Source organism: Pseudomonadota bacterium, assembly GCA_018823135.1.
Taxonomy (GTDB): domain Bacteria; phylum Desulfobacterota; class Desulfobulbia; order Desulfobulbales; family CALZHT01; genus JAHJJF01.
In genome coordinates this window covers 1-18,503 of sequence record JAHJJF010000142.1, presented here as the reverse complement: position 1 = coordinate 18,503, position 18,503 = coordinate 1, and the positions used below count along the sequence as shown (strand labels likewise).

General features: G+C 41.3%; 13 protein-coding genes. 4 read left to right on the top strand and 9 right to left on the bottom strand.

The annotated features are described in order from the left end of the window. The 8 genes from KKE17_14765 to KKE17_14730 all read right to left on the bottom strand — a co-directional run. On the bottom strand, positions 1 to 221 hold a 221-nt coding region (locus KKE17_14765; protein MBU1711261.1), incomplete at its 3' end, for a hypothetical protein. Between the two features lie 65 nt (positions 222 to 286). Continuing rightward, entirely contained in the window at positions 287 to 829 is a 543-nt protein-coding gene (locus tag KKE17_14760) for a hypothetical protein (GenBank protein ID MBU1711260.1), read from the bottom strand. 108 nt (positions 830 to 937) lie between these two features. Then, positions 938 to 2,977, bottom strand: a complete 2,040-nt coding sequence (locus KKE17_14755; GenBank protein ID MBU1711259.1) for a hypothetical protein — start codon at positions 2,975 to 2,977, stop codon at positions 938 to 940. Positions 2,978 to 3,237: 260 nt separating this feature from the next. Further along, positions 3,238 to 4,989, bottom strand: coding sequence for a cytochrome c3 family protein (locus tag KKE17_14750; protein ID MBU1711258.1), 1,752 nt, complete (start codon positions 4,987 to 4,989; stop codon positions 3,238 to 3,240). 358 nt (positions 4,990 to 5,347) lie between these two features. Further along, entirely contained in the window at positions 5,348 to 6,373 is a 1,026-nt protein-coding gene (locus KKE17_14745) for a hypothetical protein (GenBank protein MBU1711257.1), read from the bottom strand. Between the two features lie 374 nt (positions 6,374 to 6,747). Next, positions 6,748 to 8,142, bottom strand: a complete 1,395-nt coding sequence (locus tag KKE17_14740; GenBank protein MBU1711256.1) for an NHL repeat-containing protein — start codon at positions 8,140 to 8,142, stop codon at positions 6,748 to 6,750. Positions 8,143 to 8,442: 300 nt separating this feature from the next. Further along, positions 8,443 to 9,654: a cytochrome c3 family protein gene (locus KKE17_14735; GenBank protein MBU1711255.1), complete on the bottom strand. Its 1,212-nt coding sequence runs from the start codon at positions 9,652 to 9,654 to the stop codon at positions 8,443 to 8,445. A 257-nt stretch (positions 9,655 to 9,911) separates the two neighbouring features. Beyond that, positions 9,912 to 10,949 (bottom strand): tetratricopeptide repeat protein, encoded by a 1,038-nt coding sequence (locus tag KKE17_14730; GenBank protein MBU1711254.1) that lies wholly within the window; start codon positions 10,947 to 10,949, stop codon positions 9,912 to 9,914. Positions 10,950 to 11,424: 475 nt separating this feature from the next. On the opposite strand from KKE17_14730, the gene nadC reads away from it, so the two are divergent. The 4 genes from nadC to KKE17_14710 all read left to right on the top strand — a co-directional run bounded on the left by nadC (position 11,425) and on the right by KKE17_14710 (position 17,773). After that, complete coding sequence (gene nadC, locus KKE17_14725) at positions 11,425 to 12,258, top strand: carboxylating nicotinate-nucleotide diphosphorylase (GenBank protein MBU1711253.1); 834 nt, start codon at positions 11,425 to 11,427, stop codon at positions 12,256 to 12,258. Positions 12,259 to 12,302: 44 nt separating this feature from the next. Next, a complete protein-coding gene (locus tag KKE17_14720) occupies positions 12,303 to 14,165 on the top strand; it encodes a tetratricopeptide repeat protein (protein MBU1711252.1) in 1,863 nt (620 codons plus the stop codon). 76 nt (positions 14,166 to 14,241) lie between these two features. Further along, entirely contained in the window at positions 14,242 to 16,095 is a 1,854-nt protein-coding gene (locus KKE17_14715) for a tetratricopeptide repeat protein (GenBank protein MBU1711251.1), read from the top strand. A 1-nt stretch (position 16,096) separates the two neighbouring features. Next, positions 16,097 to 17,773, top strand: a complete 1,677-nt coding sequence (locus KKE17_14710) for a tetratricopeptide repeat protein (GenBank protein MBU1711250.1) — start codon at positions 16,097 to 16,099, stop codon at positions 17,771 to 17,773. Positions 17,774 to 17,783: 10 nt separating this feature from the next. On the opposite strand, the gene KKE17_14705 is transcribed toward KKE17_14710, so the two are convergent. After that, positions 17,784 to 18,503: uroporphyrinogen-III synthase (locus KKE17_14705; protein MBU1711249.1), on the bottom strand; the 720-nt coding region annotated here is incomplete at its 5' end.

Sequence of the window (18,503 nt, the reverse complement as noted above, 5' to 3'; positions counted from 1 at the left end):
TTTCGTCCCATAAAAGATATAATGTCTTTTACCCCGATAACATCAAGACCCTTTTCGGCCATATCATTATTCAATTGTTCCGTTAACTCATAATCAATACCGTTCAGACCCTCACTCATATCTTCAATTGGAAATATCGCTAAGGTTACGGCCAGTGAAGTCGAGGAAAAGTAAAATAGAATAAATAATGTTAAAATATATATATGATGTTTCATATTCATTTAACAAATGCGGATTTTTCTGACGTTACTAACAAAAAACAAGTAGAAAATATTATTGAAATTTTCTACAAATCCTTCTCAACTTCTTTCTGCCTTGCTTCCGGCGGAGGAGCAGGATAAGTCATGAGTAAACGCCTGACGAGAGTTGTTGAGATCTGAAAATGATCACCAGGAGACAGACCAAAAAGACGATTCATGACGGTTTCGCCGCTATAATAACCGCTTGCCTGCCAGAGAATTTTGGCAGCCCGGGCATCAACAAATCGTAGGGTCAAGGCTGCTGAAGGAAAAGTCATCGATCCCCTGCGAACAGTTCCACTGGAATCAACATTACCCATTAAAAAAGCCTGGACATTCAAACGTTGTCCTAAGCGCTTGAGGGTCATCTGGTCAATTGGTTTATTCGCTTCAACTGCCTCCTCAAGGATAACACTGTCAACAAGTCCCTTATCAATAACATCAGCAAGACCTAAGGAAAGAATTTGGGTAATTGCAATATTTCGAATTCGTGAAGCGGCATATTTATCCGAACTATTATTTTCAAAGGGGAGGACTGCGATTCGATTAATAAAGCTTAAATCAATATCGTCGCGAACATATGAATTCATTTGTTCTTTTGGAGCACATCCCATGAATAAAATGAGAATAACAAAATAAATTGGAAAATATAATTTTCTTTTCATTGAGTCCTGACCTCAAAATCAAATTCTGAAATACTAAAAATTAATATTTATTTGCGAGTTGAAATTATAATTATATGAATTAGTTGTGTCGGTATACAGGGCATTAAGTCTCCAGTTTAAATGTTTTGTTATGGCCCAGTTAACATTTGAAAGATAATTCTGTGTGGTTTGCTCTGATTCACTAAGTGTATAGGATAATGTCATTTTTATATCGCGCACCGGAGAATAATCAGCACTTACGATAAAATTATAATAATCTGAATTATCTCCAACTGTTAACGAAGTAATACTTGAATTTACATTCAGTTCGTCGGATATTCTCCATGATGCTGATAGGGCTAATAATTGTTCATCCGCTTCTTGTGAACCATATAAGTATTCTGTTATTCTTACAGTAAAAGATGATGTAATTTCCGGAAAAAGACGGGCTGTGAAATCCAGCTGATTGACTTTATTTCCACTAGTTGAATTTGTAATATTTTCAATGAATTTATTATACCTAAATGTGTAGCTAGCGTCAAGGTCACGGTAGAGAGCCGCCCTTGTGGAAAATAAATAATTATTTGTCGTAGAAACCTTATCGGTACCATTATACCCTTCAACCTGATCAGCCCCTATACTCAAACCAACAGTTTTAATCGGTGAGGACGAAAAGTCAATTCCATAAAAACGTGTTTTCTGCGTTTCTTTTTGTTCGTAATCCTTAGATGATTCACCAAATTGAAAACTTGTATTCATATATTTATTCTTAAACCATCTTATGTTTCCCGACTGGTTAAGAGTTTGGGATTCACCCTGGATGGGATTATTCTGGATTGAATAGAATAATGAATAAACAGCCGAAAAGGCTTTTGATGGATAATAACCGATATTACAATTCGTTGAACCGGTAGTATTTTTTCTTTTATCTGAAAAAGTCCCCTCTGGCCTATCCCAAATATAATTTGCCTGTATTTCAGTGAAATTTACCGTTGATAGCAATAATGAGTGTCGAGTTACAACTTTTACATAATCGGCTGTTATGGCAGGTACAGTTATTTCAAAACGCCTATCCAGGGAATTATAGGGAAGAAATGCAAGAGTACTCCCTTCCTTCGTCCAAAATGAACCATCATTACTATAATATACATCCAAGGAAAAACTTCCGGCATCTGAACCTATGTCTATGTCGGTGTAAAGAAAAATCATATCAACTCTACCAGTGGCATTTTTAAAACCGAAATTCATTTCTTGTCCGGCACTCACTGAAACAACAATCGAATCAACATCGTTATTGATCAGTCCGGGTGTATCGGTAAGGCTACCAATTAAAGGCGTAGCAGGAATGCCTGAAAGGGCCTGGACGATATTTACCGGCAGCGTGACTTGACCACTAGGTGAACCGGGAATTTCCAACGTTGTATAATTTTCCGTATATACTTGTGAATATGATAGTCTCAGCGCATCTGCGAAGAAATTTTTATTCGATTGAATCTTTGCAGAATAGCTATCATTCCGGTTTATGATATTCTCACCGGTTTCTGTAAAGGAATAAGCCAGAGATGCCGTTGCATGCTTTAAATCAATTCCCGATGATGCTCCTCCATGAATTGATTTGCTTGTTGATTGATCTTCACCGTAATTCAAAGTCAAAGTCGGGACGAAAATATTGTTTTGCCATTGACTTCCCCACGAAGTATTCCAGGAAAAAGTACTGGATTCATCTCCTTGAGTATTTCTATTTGTCGATTGATAGGCATCCAAGTGATATCGAAAAATATCATTTTGGACTAAAAAAGTCATATTGGGGGCTATGGTTTCGTCCGTACCTGCTCCTTGACGCCAGTTGCGGTAATAACGAACTCCTTCGGATAAAGTCATTGCCTCGGTAAGCTCATGTTTTAAACTCAATCCCCAATATTGCCTCAATTGTTCCGACGAATTTCCATCCTGATCTTCAGAATAATTATGATATCCGGAAAAATTAATTGGGATTGCGTAAAGAGGACTTACCGGTAAAAAGGTAGAAAAAACAATCAGGGAAAAAAGAACTTTTTGAGCTAGAGATGTAGTAAACTTACGAGTAAAAATCATTGATGCGCAATACCTTTCTGCATTGTCTATTAAAACATCATATATTCCACTCTTAGTTTGACTCGCTCGCATGGACTCGTTCAAATATACTTTTCAGCTTTTTTTGCTGGAAATGATGAAGAGCAACAAACTTCATCATAAAATTATCAGGCAAACAATTATCTTTGATAAATAATCTAAATACTTAGATTATAAACGAAAAAAGGGAGAGATACAAGCATCTCTCCCTTAAATTCATATACTATTCAATATGATTTGGACTAATTAGCTTGTTTGATTTTTGGTTGTTTCCTATCATAAGTTTTTGGTGCATGGCAACCAACAACACATGTTCCGCCAACATTTGATTTTGTAAAATTAATCGGATAAGACCAGGATCCAAAGGGCACTTCATATCTGATATGTTTAGGCTGACTGCTCGCATGAGCATCATGGCATGATGTGCAGGTCCGGCCCTTCTTCATATTGACATGAAAATAGTGCAGATTGTATTTACCATCGCGAAAGTTCGTCAAAGTGGTTGTGAATTTCTTTTTGGCAATATCTTTGTTATGGCATCCAAAACAAAGATCATAATAATCAGGATTGTACTCACTATAAAAATTCATTGGAAAATACCGAGAGAGCAGCTTAGTAAATTGCGAGCCATGAGACTTATGACAGGCAGTACAATCTCCTGTTTGAACAGGACCATGTTTAAACTGACTCTCTGATATTTCGTCACCCAGTTCCACATGACAGGAAAGACATAATTTTTCCATTGAATCCTTGAGCAAAGGCTTATAATTAGAAGAATGAACCCGGTGACAATCGGCACATCTTCCTTCATCTACAGGTTGATGCTTAAATTGTGCAGTTTTTATGTCTTCAAAAACTTTCGGATTCAAACTTTCATGGCATGAATTACAGAGTTGACCGCTTGGTTTTATTAATTGAAAACGAGATTCTGAGCTGTGTGGATCGTGACATTTTCCACAATCATCCTCAACAGGTGCATGGACCTGCTTCATGGTAAACTCTTCTTTTCGGTCTTTATGGCATTGAAAACAAACCTCACCTTTAGCAATTGGAGCTATCAACAAACCCCTGTTAGGTGATGCATGAGGTTTATGACAAGCGATACAGTCTCCAGCACCAACTGGTCCATGACTGTGTCCTTTTGTAAAACTTCTTTTTTCATGACAGTTATAGCACAAACTACTTACCGATTTTCCATCACCACGAAGCTGAAATTGCATTTTCGACTCATGGGGATCATGACAAACTGTACAACCTTCCTGAACAGGTTTATGGACAACTTCCAAATTGAATTCTTCTTTCTTAACCATATGGCAGATTAAACATAAATCTGCACCAAGCCTTTGAAGTTGAAAACGATTTTGTGATCCATGGGGGTTATGGCAGGAAATACAAACCCCAGCGCCAACAGGTCCATGAACTTTTGGTTCCGTAGTTCCAATCTTGGAATGGCATTTTACAATTGTACAATTTGACTTTGCAGGAACATTCCTTTTAAAATCATAGTTCCCTCTTCTGAATTTATGACATTCCTTACAATCCATTTCTGTTGGATTTTCATGAGTATAAAATCGAGTAAAGCCAGTTGGAGGCTTTTGTGCCTGCTTATCTTTATCGACAGGCTGATAGTAAATTTTTAAAGTTACGTTATCATTTCCAGATGTAATCTTTACTGAATTTTCTCCTTTCTTGAGAGAAAGGATTGTCCCAAAGGCTCCGGCTTCAACACTGAGCGAATCCTTGGCGGCTGAGGTCTTTACCCCGGAAACACTGATTTCTTTTACTGTTTCATCACTCACTGTACCAGAGATATTGACTTGTTCTTCAGTAACAAATGAATTATTTGGCGGTGAAACTATCCTTAGGGTCGCAGCATATGCATTTTCTAATCCGAAAAGGGCAATTAGAGTAAATATTATTGTGAGTTGGGCTGCGGCTGACATGAATCGATCAGGCAAATGTATTATCGAATTTTGCTTTCCGCGGATATTCATCTCTCCTCCTTAATGCTTTTATTCGGATTTCATTAAAATTCATTAATACGTTTTTACGATGTAAGAAAAAAAACGTATAATCTGCTATCGTCTGTATTTCATATAATTATGAATGATGATTCATTAATCATTACATTGGAGGGTAAAGCTTGTCAAGAAAAATCAGGCTGCAAGAAATGGACTTACCCATGGTCAACGAGTTATTGTTATTAATAAAATTTTTACATTATTTCAAATCAAGATATAAAAAATATCACCGACAAATTGAGTTACACTTTTTACGGAATAATCACCAAAAGACAAAAAAAAAGGGGCGATCATATGACCGCCCCTTTTTTAAATTATTAGTGATTAAAAATCATATGCCATCTTTACCGGTATGGCACCGGAAACATCCAGTTCCTTTTCCTGCACCTTGAGTGTTTGCAGAGATTAAAGTATAATCCCATCGTAAAAGATCTGCATAAGGACCGCCATGTGCCACATGACAGGAGATACATATTACATAAGCATTAGTAGCTGCGACAGGAGCGCCAGCACCAACTGATCCGACCGGAACTTCAGCATTACCTGCAAATGCATTATGATTATCACCATTTACTGCATTAGACAGTCTCAAATCAGTTGGATGTCTAACCCATGCTCCTGATGAAATTGTATCGGCGTTTTCACCATGAAATGCGCCATGACATTGTGCGCAAAGGGCACTGATTGTATTTGTTGCATTAGTTCTATTTACTGCTGAATATCTGTTGCCGGTAACTACATAAGTTGCGCTTTCTACACCACTGATGCCGGAAAGCATTCTGTATTCAGTGCCTGCTGCGCCGCCATGATGCCAACCGGAGATGGCAGCATTTTGATCGCTTTGGGCATGATTCCCATGGCAACCGGATGAACCAGCACATTGTAACTGGGTGGTCCATGTAGCGCCTGTAGGCATACCGGCAGGAGCTTCACCTGCTTCCCAACCTGGAGGAGTATTGCCTATATCCACATCAGCAAGAAGAGAACCAAGAGCAGGGCTTTGGACATTGTGAAATGCCTTATCTCCAGTAACACTGGCATCATAGAAAAATCCACCAGGCAAATAATTATACGGCGCAGTTCCACCAGTAGATGGTGGTGTAGTTGCAACAACAAGAGGAGCGCCGTTAACATCATCTAGATGATTTGCATCATTACCGGGGCCTGAATGACATCCGGCGCAGTCGTCATTAAGGAGAGCGCCCTGCAGGACGCCGGTAACCTGGCTTCCGTTTTGCGAGTTATGCATGGTATGACAATTTGAGCATACACCAGTAATTGCAGCATAAGCAGAACCGGCATATAATAAAAAAAATCCGGCTGCTGCGATGCTAATAATATTCTTACCGCTTTTCATTGAAATTTCCTCCTGTTTTCTCTTTCTTAAATGGAAGCTTTAATGACCCCAAAACCATAAATTTGTTAAATCAATATTCATTAAGCATAATTAATAATTTTATACCACATTAATATTCCTGTTGTCAATACGTTGTAAGCTCACAGCTCAACTCCTAATGTTTACTGATAAAAAAGGGCTGTTCGTGATAATTAATATTTAATATCAGACAGTTAATAACTGCCTGACAGTACTAAAAATTATGTTTATTTTAAATATGCGCGTCAAAAAAATAACATTTTTTAAGAGTCTGATAATCAATTATATAAAAAGCATCATTACTTTTTGGAGACAATATTGATGCCCTGGTGATTTTCAAGATTGCATCATTAATATCAGCGCTCTTTAACTTGAGTCTTTTCTATAGCTGGTGCATAAGGAGTTTGCAATGTTCTCATGACCGGGGCCAAAGAACTCCCGGTATTAACCCCTACCGATCTACCTGTTGGAAAAGGAATAGTAACAGACGTTATTTCCGGAGTTTGCATAACCGGCGTTCCGGCAGAGGTAACCCGTTCGCCACCTGCAAAAGGCATGGGCAACTGGCTAGACTGTTCCTGGAGTTGATCAAACATTGGCAACCGGGAATCAAGATTAACATCCATTATCTGCACCCGGTGATTAAAATAATCGGCAACAATCACCTGCCCGAGTCGATTGACTGCAACATGTTTTGGATAATTAAACCAACCCTCGCTCCAGCCACGTCCTCCGAATTCAAAAAGGAAACGCCCGGAACGCATACTGAAAACAAGAATGGTATGTCGCATATAATCAACTATATACACAACCCCCCATTTTTCATCCAAAGCCAGATTTTGTGGGCGGCTCATCTTGCCGGAAGTGCCCCCTTTTGAACCAAATGAAAAGAGAAAATTTTCACGTGAATCATATACATAAATCTTACTCCGAAACTCACTCAAGAGAAAAATGTTGCCTTCCCTGCTTATAACAACATCAATAATCTTTACAGGTACCATTTCATCTGGTTCAGCGAGAAAAAGTTGGTTGGAACGGGCTTTTGGGATGAGTTCCGCAGGTAACCCGAAATAATCACCTGACTCCTTGGTTTCATCATTTATTTCCTCTTCCTTTTCAACCTTGCTTTCTTCCGTTAGTTCTTTTTCTTCTGTGGGATTTGCTAAAGTTAATGGATTTTCACCTGCTTCCGCCTTTTGCTTTTTGACAGCCTTATCCATTGGAACCAAACGCCTGAGGAAACGTCCTTCATTATCAAGTACCAGTATTCCGGATGTATGCTGGCCGGATACATAGATATTGCCGCTGCGTGATATGGCAAGATTACTGGGCATAAAATCACGACTTCCGGGAATATTATCGAGAACTATTTCTTTGATTGGGAAAAAGGCGGGATTAAAAACGGAAATCTTTCCAAAGGATTCAGGACCGCTGGATCCCTGGCAAACATAAAGTAGGCCATTATCATCAGTATAAACGCATTGCGGGGTATAAATTGTCCTTCCCCTACCTAATGAAATGTCAGGATAAAATTCAGAATCATAGACAACCAATGGATTAAATGAACCGCCGCGCAATAAATACAATTCATCATTTATATTGTCTGCATAAACAAACATCGGGAAGGTTATGTCGGTCCCACTGTCATCAACATTGATAACTTTGAGCGTCGATATGGGTTTTGGGCCTTTTTCATCTTCCTGAGCATACAGATGAGGGGGACATAGCATAACAAAAAGAAACACGACCAAGAAGGCAATGGAGTCTCGTTTGTCTCGCGGGTATGATTTTTTATTACAACTCAATAACATGGGATAAAAATAATCTTCGCCTTAGAAACAAAATCTCATAAAAATGGATTCTATTAAAAAAAAATAAACATTATCTATTATAAAAATTCACTGGCGGAACAATTGAAAAAAGTGATTTTTACAGCATTCTTGGTAAAATTTATTTTATATAAAATTTCGATACTTTTTCACTAATCACCACAAGAGTTTACAATTAAAAAAATTTATCAGAGCAGAACCACAACATTTCAAACTACCAACTTATTTATTTTGCTTAATATCTTTGCCAAATCCTTCCTCTTTTTGTTTGGCATGGCAGACAATGCATACCTGTTCGCCAACTAATTCACCAATCAACATGAACTGATACCTGGTTCCATGGGGATTGTGACAGCTTGTACACGAAAATTTATGGCCACTCCGCCTCGGGTCTTTCTCCCCTTTTATCGGATGTTTATCAACAGGATGACCCTTTTCCATTTCCGCATATTGGGGATGGCAACTTACGCAAAGATCGCCGATTTCACTTCGTAATTGATACCGGTAATTGGTAGCATGAGGGTCATGACAGGCAACGCACCCCATACTTCCCAATATGCCATGAACAAAAATCGGACTGTCTTCCTGAACTAGAGGCAGTTTGTCTCTATGACATGCGACACAAAGGGCCTTTTCACCCTCGGCCCAGAGTTGATACCTGTACTTGTCTCCATGGGGGTTATGACATACCGAGCAGTCACCTGTGCCAACAGGTCCATGTACGTGTGACATGTCCTTCCATCTTCGCTGATTCATATGACATGAATAGCAAAGGTCATCTATTTTCCCAAGGGGTATTTCTATTTTATCAACTGCCGGGTCTGACTGATGACATGTTCGACAAAATAAGCTTGTAACCGGGCCATGCCGCCAGGTTGAAAGCTCCGCAAGAGAGCGATGACAGGAAAAGCAGACTGGTGAAAACGGTCCATAACGGGGTTTTTCTATTTTTGCATCTTTTGGCAATTTTTCATCATGGCAGATATTACATTCAGGGGGATTGATTTCCGTTCGGTGAAACAGATACACCGATGGGGCATTAAGATTAACATTTAGGAGTGAACGAAGAGGTTTGTAATTGAAATGTACCTTTACATCACCTGGATCAATTTCATATATGTTTTTACCAGGTTCCATCGGTAATCGATAATGTATATAATTTATGCCGTTCTTTTCCCAGACTCCCGATGTCTCAATCTGCTGATTTTTTTTACCCTCAACATATATTTTTTTGACATCAGAAGGATCAGTGATCTTAAGAACCATGTCAGTATAATTTCGCCGAGCATAGATTGTAGATTTGTCCGGGGGAGTAAGGATTATTATGTCACCGGCAAGGGCATCATGAGGAGACAGAATAGGTACAAGGACCAAGGCGAACAGTAGCCCACTCAGAAAACTTTTGAACTGACTTTTATCAGAAATGGCGGACATCCGATTTTCTCCTGTTTTGAGCCGAACCCGAATGTTTTGAATGTCGCTTCAATTTTTTTATTAACTAAAGCGGAAATTACACATTTGTTTAACAAATATTATCAATAATTATAATAGATATTTTCCTTCACGAGATACTGTTGCTTACTTTAGAGGGTAATTTCACCACATACCAATGCCTATGAAAATATCATAGGCATTGGTATGTGGGTGTGAAAGCTATGTGATATTTTTCAAATTACGGTGATGTTTTTAATCTATTTCATTCGTTCTTTCTGCTCCAAAAGTTCATAGGCCTTTCGGTATTCTTTTAAGGCCTCTTCTGTCTTCCCTGTTTTTTCATAAAAAGTACCCAGGACATAATGAAGTTCAGGATCTCTTGATTTTCTCATCATAATTGACTGCAAATCCGCAATCGCCCCGTCAACATCGCCATCCTTGGCTGTTATTTTCGCCATGCAAATCTGGCCTTTCAAAGAGTCTCTGTCCAACTCAAGACCTTTATCCAGATACTTAACAGCCTCATCCAGATTGCCATTGTCAAAATAAAGACACCCAAGTTGAATATAGGCTTCACTGCCGACATTTGGATTAACTTTGATTGCTTCAAGAAACTCCCTGACTGCAGCATCTGCCATGCCTCTTTTCAACAAAACCTGAGCCATACTCATATGCCTGTTTGCAGTTTTTTCTTCTTCGGATTTCACAACAACTTCCGGATGTAAATCCAGTTCAACCTGCTCACGGGTCTTTTTATCGAGCATAATTTCAATTTCACCCTTCAGTCTTTCTATAATATCATGACTGAAGCCCATTCCGGCTTTAACTTTACCGTCTTTATCAATCAATAAAATTGCCGGTATGACAAAAATACCTAGATCACCGTACACTTTCTGGTCGGAATCAAAATAAAAGGGAATAGAACCGCCGGATTCCTTGTGTACTTCTTCAATAATTTCAGACAGGTCGCCAATGGCATTAACCGCTACCACGGGAATCTGATTTTCTTCACAAAAAGGCAGGATCTCCTGCATATGCTTAAGGGCCTCGATTGATCGTTTCTTTTTTGTCTGGACATCAGCGCCCCAAAAGACCGCAACATATGGTTTCCCTTTAAAGGTTTCAAAATCAAAGGGTTGCTGTGTTTTATAGTCATTGACAATGACCTGAGGCATGGTGTCATCTATGGCAATGGAACGGAACGGAAAGGAATCGGCGTCACTGCTTCCGCCGGAAACAAATAAGGTCACCATCACAACCGTAACAATGAGATTCAACTTGATTTTGTATAACAATGTGATCCTCCCTTTTTTCTTTATAATTACATTGAATGTAACATTATAAATGACTTATTATATAAATCCAACTTATTTTCCCTGAAATGTGATGACCTCGTAAAAAGTCGAATGCTGAATTATCGCCTCCAGTAATTTCAATACGTTATAAGAGGAATACACATCCGCAACGTGCTTTTTAGTGTGCGGACAAAAAAAAATCATCAAAGTTCGTTAAAGCTTATAAAAAATAACATTATTTTTATCAAAAATAATTATATTTCTCTAACTAATATAAAAACCTTCGGCATTAATCAGGAAGAATAATCTTGATTTAACTTTCATGATCATTTTTTTGTCTTTTGCTAAAAAAAGTAACAGATAAATGCAATTGCCTTTCTTGAAGAATTTAATTCAGGACAACCCTGGAACTTTATTTGACATATTGTGCTTTTTATAATAATTTCATTCAATTATATCGGGTTAAATCATCAATATGAACAATTTACATCTTATAGAAAAAATAAAACTGTTTTTAGAAGAGGATATCGGTCCGGGAGATATAACTTCTGAAGCCCTGTTTCAAAATGGGTGGCCGGCCAAAGCCTTATTCATTGCAAAGAGCGATTTTACAATAGCCGGGCTGGAAATTGCCGAGCTTGTATTTGAAACCCAGAATCACGAAATACATTGTGACATCCTGCTTCCTGACGGGTCAAAAGCCCTTCCAGGGGACAAACTCCTAAAAATATCAGGCCCGGCTCAAGACCTGCTCAAAGCGGAAAGAGTTGCCTTAAATATTTGTCAACGACTCTGCGGAATAGCCAGCTTGACCGCAGCCTTCGTCGAAAAAACAAAGGGGTTGCCGGTTCGCATCGTTGATACCAGAAAGACCAACCCCGGTCTCCGTACTTTTGAAAAATATGCCGTCCGCGTTGGCGGTGGGTACAATCATCGCTTCAACCTTGCTGATGCCGTACTGATCAAGGAAAATCACATCAAGGCCTGCGGCTCCATTCATGAAGCCATAACAAAAACCAGGAAATACGCCCCTCATACCATGAAAATTGAAGTTGAAGCCGAGCGCCTGGATCAGGTTGAGGAATGCCTTGCTGCCGGGGCGGATATTATCATGCTTGATAATATGTCCCTTGCGGAAATGCGAAAAGCAGTTGAGCTTGTTCAAGGAAAGGCTCTGATTGAGGCATCTGGCGGCGTAACCCTGGATAATGTCAGGGACATCGCCGAAACCGGGGTTGACATAATATCCATCGGCGCCCTGACTCATTCAGCCCCGGCAAGCGACATCAGCATGCTGATCGTCGATTAACCACGCCAAGGTTTAAAATAATCCGTCACCTATCTCTCACAACAATGCCGACAAACAGCCATCCCCTCTCTTCCAATACCCAGTATAAAATCTTTGCCTTTTTCCTGGTTATAGTTGTCGGTTTTTTCATATATTCAAATACCTATAATGTACCATTCTATTTTGATGATCTCCCGAATATCACTGAAAACACAAGCATTCGCATAAATAACCTTGGAGTGCAGGAAATAACTGAAGCAATTGGCAACTCACCCTGCAAAAACAGGCCTGTGGCAAATCTTTCTTTTGCTCTGAATTACTTCTTCCACCAGTACAACCTCCCCGGCTATCATTTTATTAATATCATTATCCATATCCTCACAGCCTTTTTCTTCTTTCTGTTTCTGCAAATCACCCTTAACCAGGTCCCAATGAAAATTCCTTCCGGTACCAATATAATTGCTCTGCTGGCGACATTATTATGGCTTGCCCATCCTGTTCAGACCCAGACAGTTACATACGTGGTTCAAAGGATGACCGGGCTTGCCGCCCTGTTTTATATTCTTTCATGTTATTGTTATGCCCAGGCCAGAATGGAACAGAATAAAGCTGCCGGCACACATCCCAAGTGGTTTTTGGCGGCTATTTTTTCAGGGCTGCTGTCACTCGGATCAAAAGAAATTTCAATAACGTTGCCTTTTTTTATCTTTCTCTACGAATTTTATTTTTTTCAGGATCTCAAGGGCTCCTGGCTCAAAAAACAAATACCCTTTATAGCCGGCATCTGCCTGCTGCTCTTTCTCCTGGTGTTTTTTTTCGCTGGCGGCAATCCCTTACAATCAATCCAGAATAGTTTTGCCTACCGGGATTTCAACCTCACTGAAAGGCTGCTGACCGAATTCAGGGTTGTCATCTTTTACATTTCACTCCTGTTGTATCCAAACCCTTCACGACTCACACTGGAACATGATTTTGCCCTCTCATCCTCCCTTCTGAGCCCGCCAACCACCATCCTGGCCATTGTTGCGGTTTTGCTGCTGTTAATCTTTGCTTTTATGATTTCCAAAAAAAATAGATTGCTGGGATTTTCCCTGCTGTGGTTTTTCGGCAATCTTGCCCTGGAATCATCGGTTATCGGCATCGAAATCATTTTTGAGCACCGGCTCTATCTCCCCTCAATGTTTTTCATAGTCATATTCACCGTGCTGCTCTTCCGCACCATACAATCGTCGAAAATTGTGTTGAGCGTCACCATATTTATCCTGATTGTCTCCTGTTTCTGGACATTTCAACGCAATGCTGCCTGGAGTGAACCTGTCAGATTTTATAATGACATGATCCAGAAAAATCCAAATAAAGCCCGCCCCCACTTTAACCTCGGCCTCCTTCATATCAGTACAGAAAATTATGCCGAAGCGGTTCATGAAATTAATCTGGCACTGGTACTGGAACCACGCCTGCTTCCCGCCCATGAACATCTTGCATATGCTTATGAAAAAGCAGATCAATTCCCCCTGGCAGTCAAGCACCTTATAATTATCCTTGATATGCTTCCAGACGATATCAAGGCCAATAAATCCATAGGAGTGCTTTATGGGAAACTCGGCAACCTTGAGCTTGCTCAAACCCATCTTGCAAGGGCGTTGACCCTTTCGCCTGAAGACCCGCAGCTCCTTGTCAACCTTGGCACGGCAAAACACCGACAAGGCAATCTTGAAGAAGCGTTTACTCTTTATAATAAAGCGCTGGAAATTCAACCGGAGAATGCCCAGGCCCATAATAATCTCGGCCTGATTTTCCTTTCCCGGGGAGAGCTTCCCAATGCCGAGGATTTTTTCAGAAAAGCACTGACCATCGACCCCAATCATGCACAGGCAAAACAGAACCTCATGCACGTCCTGCAACAAAAGGAAAAAATCTCTCAATGAAACCTGCTGGTTGTTTTATGACAAAAAATGGGAAAATCCATGTCAGGAGAACCCTCGACAGGAAGCGTAATCAAAAATGAATTTCTCTCGAACTTTACGCACCGAGCTGCTCATCCTTCTGGGCATATCTCTGCTGGTGCTCTTTTTATACTCTCCGGCACTCAATGGGCCTTTTGTGCTGGATGACGATAGCCAGATTGTCTCAAATCCCTATATCCGGATCACCGGAATCAGCTTCGAAAACCTCACAAAGGCCGTCCTCAAAAGCCCCCTGCCAAAGAGACCGGTTGCAAATATTTCATTTGCCCTGGACTATTATTTTCATCAATACAGAACCTTTGGCTATCATCTGTTTAATGTCATGATTCACCTTGCCACGGGTTTTGTACTCTATTTGCTTTTCAAAATAACCCTGCAGCGTGCATCAAAATCCGAAGAATCAGACCGGCAGTTCTTTATGCCGCTCATTGCTGTTGCCCTCTGGCTCATACATCCACTCCAGACCCAGTCCGCCACCTATATCGTCCAGCGGATGAACAGCCTGGGCGCCCTGTTCTTTATCACATCGCTGCTGTTCTATATTCATGCGCGTCTTGCCCCGCAAAATCGCCGGAGAATAATCCTGTTATCATTAAGCCTGATCAGCGCCCTTCTTGCCTTTGGATCAAAAGAAAATACCGCTATGCTGCCGGTGTTCATCTTTCTCTATGAGTGGTTTTTTTTCCAGGATGCGGATAAAAAATTCCTGGTAAGCAGACAAGGTGTGCTGGCCGTCATTGCTCTTCTTATCTTTTACGCCCTGGCCTTCTATATGACTCTGGGTATACATCCAGTTGATGCGGTTCTTGCAGGATACGGCCGTCGTGATTTCACTCTCCCGGAAAGAATGATGACCCAGGGACGGGTGTTTTTTTACTATCTGAGTCTGTTTGTGCTTCCCATGCCGGGCCGGATGAATCTTGATCATGATTTTGTTCTGTCCACATCATTAATGATTCCACCGACCACCATCCTTGCCCTTGCAGGCATTGTCTTCTTATTGATTTATGGGATTTTCGCGGCACAGAAAAACCGCCTTTTTTCGTTCACCATTTTCTGGTTGTTCGGCAATCTTTTAATAGAGTCCACGGTTATCGGTCTTGAGATAATCTTTGAACACCGGATGTATTTACCATCGATGTTTCTTTGCCTTCTGGTTGTTGTTGCTGCGCACAGAATTATTTCTTCAGGAAAAGTTTTCTACGCTGCCGCGATTATCCTGGGCATGATTTTTTCCTTCTGGAGCTATCAACGAAACACGGTGTGGGCCGATGAAATTTCTCTCTGGCAGGATTGTGCAAAAAAATCCCCATTAAAAGCCCGACCCAATCTCAACCTTGGCAACGCCTACAGCAAAAAAGCTGATTTTGAAAAGGCCCTGGTGTATTTCCGCAAGGCCCTGGAAATTGATCCGGAAGATTACAAGGCGCACAACAACATTGGAAGCACCTATGCATTAGATCAAAACTATGAGATGGCGCTGGAGCATTTCAATGAGGCAAAGAAAATCAAACCCGATAACATGACCACCCTTGCCAATATTGCGATGATTCAGGAAAATCAAGGACACCTCAAAGAAGCTATTTATTCGTATAAAGAAGCTATCAAGGCTGATCCGGACTTTACTCCGGCCTATCTTCGTCTGGCATTCATCTTCGAAAAAATGGGCAATCCCGACAGAGCCCAATTCTATTATCAAGGGGCGCTGGAAATTGATCAGAGTCTGGAAATTGCCAGCAACAACCTGGGAATTATCCTTGGGTCACAAGGCAAACTCGATGAGGCCATTGAGATGTTCAAACTATCCCTGCGCGCCAATCCAGACTTTATTGAGGCAAAAAACAATCTGATAAAAGCCCGAAGCATGAAAATCAAGCCCTCAGGCAACTGACATGATCCAAACTGCACCTGATATAATGAACCCTTTTTTGAACAAGTATCGGTTGCCCCTTGTTCTGCTGATTTTTTCAGTGACAGGCCTTGCAATCTATTCAAATTCCTTCAATGTTCCCTACCAGTTTGATGACATGACAAATATCCTGGACAGCAGCGCAATCCAGGTGCAGAACCCCGGACTTCTTGAAATCATCAATGCCGGCAAACACGGTTTCTTAAAAAATCGACCCATCGCAAATATCAGCCTTGCATTGAATTATTATTTCAGCGGCAATGCCCTGCCTGGCTATCATCTGGTGAATATTCTCATCCATATTCTTGCCGCAACCTTTCTCTTTCAATTCCTGCATCTCACCCTCAATCTGCAATATAAAAATTCAGCTGATTTTCGAATATCAGCCATTGCCTTCCTGGCGGCACTCATCTGGCTGGTGCATCCGGTTCATACCCAATCCGTGACCTACATAGTGCAGAGAATGAACTCCATGGCTTCGATGTTTTTCATCCTGGCAATGCTTTCCTACGTCAATTTCAGATCCATTGCCGACAAGGGTATGAAAATATTCTGGCTCTGCCTCTGTCTGCTCTCAGCGCTCTTTGCCCTTGGCACTAAAGAGATTGCCATAACCCTGCCGGTTTTTCTGTTTGTATACGAATGGTATTTTTTTCAAGATCTTGACGCAAAATGGCTCAAAAAAAAGAGTCTGCCGATTTGTACAATTATCATTTTGTTAATCGCTATCAGCTTTATCTACATGGGCGCCGATCCATTTCGAGCCTTGCTTGATGGCTATAAAGTCCGCGATTTCACCCTTGTGGAACGGGTATTAACCCAGCCGCGGGTAATCATTTTCTATATCAGCCAGCTGCTTCTGCCCCACCCTTCGCGCCTCAACCTCGATCATCATTTCATTTTCTCCCAGGGTTGGCTCAACCCTTCGGCAACCTTGTATGCCTTTGCCGGAATTCTGGGTATGATCATTCTGGCGATTCATGCCGCCAGAAAGGACCGGTTTCTGTCCTTCGGGATTTTCTGGTTCCTGGGCAACCTGGTTATTGAATCATCGATTATCCCGCTGGAAATCATCTATGAACACCGCAGCTATCTGCCGTCAATGATGCTTATCCCGGTGGCGGTGATAATCGTCTACCGGGCCACCGGCTGGGATCTCAAAAAAATCCTGGTGTCGGGATTGTTTGCCGCAGTGATGTTTTCCTTGTGGACGTATCAACGGAATATAACATGGCAGACGCCTCTTGCCCTGTGGAGCGATTGCGCGCAGAAATCCCCTTTGAAGGCGAGATCACATAATAATCTGGGGAAAACCCTGGCAGATAAAGGAGAACATCTAAAGGCGCTTGAACATTTTTCAACAGCAATCAAACAGAGTGCGAAACCCGAATCTCAACAATTTTACAATAAGGCGGTGAGCCTTGAGTTTCTGGGGAGAATCGACGAATCAATCGACTATTACAATAAAGCCCTGACCCTGGCCCCGAACTATCTGGCAGCGCATAATAATCTCGGAATCGCCTATGCACGCCTGAACAACCTTGAACTTGCAGCATATCACTTCAAAGAGGCGTTACGGATAAATCCCAACGATAGTCCCGCCCGCCAGAACCTTGCCCGCTGTAACCTCATCATCCACCAGCAACAATTGAAAAAATAGTCTCTCCTGACTACTTTGTAAAATATGTCACTATGCTATCCACAAGATCGGGGATGGTGAAATTTTCCGGTTGGATATCAACGGTGAGACCGTTTTTCCGGATTGTTTTTGCGGTGATCGGACCGATGGCGGCAATCTTGACCCCGGCCAGAAGTTTTTGGATTTCCTCCTGGGTCTCGAGTCCGAGCATGGCAAGGAAATTGGTGACCGTGGAAGAGCTGGTAAAGGTCACAACATCAATATTTCCTTCCTCTATTTCACGCTTCAGCGATGCATCGTCCAATTGCGGCATGATGTTCTGATACACCGGAACAACCGTGACCTCAGCGTTGGCTGCCCGCAGTTTCTCCGGAAGTATTTCGTGAGCCTTTAAAGCGCGGGGCAGCAATATTTTTGCGCCGTTCACCCCTTTTTTAATCAGGCTGTCAGCTAAGCCTTCGCCGGTGAATTCCTCAGGAAGCAGGTCAGCCCGGATTCCATACTCAAGAAGACAGTCGGCGGTGGCTTTGCCGACCACGCCAATGCTTGGGCCCTTAAGATCACGGACATCCATGCCTTGAGCAAAAACACGCCTCAAGAAATACCTTACCGCATTAATGCTGGTAAATAACAGCCATTGATAACTGGCAATGCGGACCAGTTCACGATCCAGATCGTCCCAGGAATCAGGATCGGCAAGTGCTATTGTCGCCCTTTCAATACAATCCGCCCCTTGTTCTTCAAGAAGGGT